The organism is Gemmiger formicilis (assembly GCF_016900095.1).
Taxonomy (GTDB): domain Bacteria; phylum Bacillota; class Clostridia; order Oscillospirales; family Ruminococcaceae; genus Gemmiger; species Gemmiger formicilis_A.
Genome location: NZ_JACJJP010000083.1, coordinates 1 through 529 on the forward strand (window position 1 = coordinate 1; position 529 = coordinate 529).

Below are 529 nucleotides of genomic sequence, written 5' to 3' on the forward strand. Positions count from 1 at the left end.
CACCCCATCCAGCTTGCCCGCCTTCACGTCCGCAAAGCTTAAAAAGCGGGTGTGTACCGGCAGGCCGGACAGGGCTTCGTTGATGTGAATCAGATCGTGCATGTAGGTTTCATGGAAGTGACCGGACAAGGTCCAGGGGCGCAGGCTGCCCCAACTGTGCAGCACCGCCACCGTCAGGGGCAGGGTGTATACCTCCCCTTCGGTGTGCAGGTCCCGCACCTCCCGGAACTCGTCGGCCAGATCGGCGATGTACTGCACAAAATCCGGGAAATCCTCCAGCAGGTGCAGGTATCCGCCCAGGCCGATGCGGTCGATCTTGGCCCGCAGCAGCGCCCGGCGCACATGGTTCCAGTATTCCTTGGCGTCCCGGGTGGGATTGCCCCCCGGGGCAAAGGTGGGCGCGCCACCCAGCCCCACCGGGAACAGGTAGGGGTGCAGCCGCAGCTCATGGACTTTGGCGGGCACCCCGGCGCACATCCGGGCTTCGTAGCCGGAAAAGACACACTTGATGATGCCGTCGAAGCCGATG

1 protein-coding gene is annotated in these 529 nt (G+C 64.1%); it reads right to left on the minus strand.

What is annotated here, in order from left to right; genetic code table 11:
* Nucleotides 1–529: 1,3-beta-galactosyl-N-acetylhexosamine phosphorylase N-terminal domain-containing protein (locus H6B15_RS15880; RefSeq protein ID WP_275951020.1), on the minus strand; the 529-nt coding region annotated here is incomplete at both ends.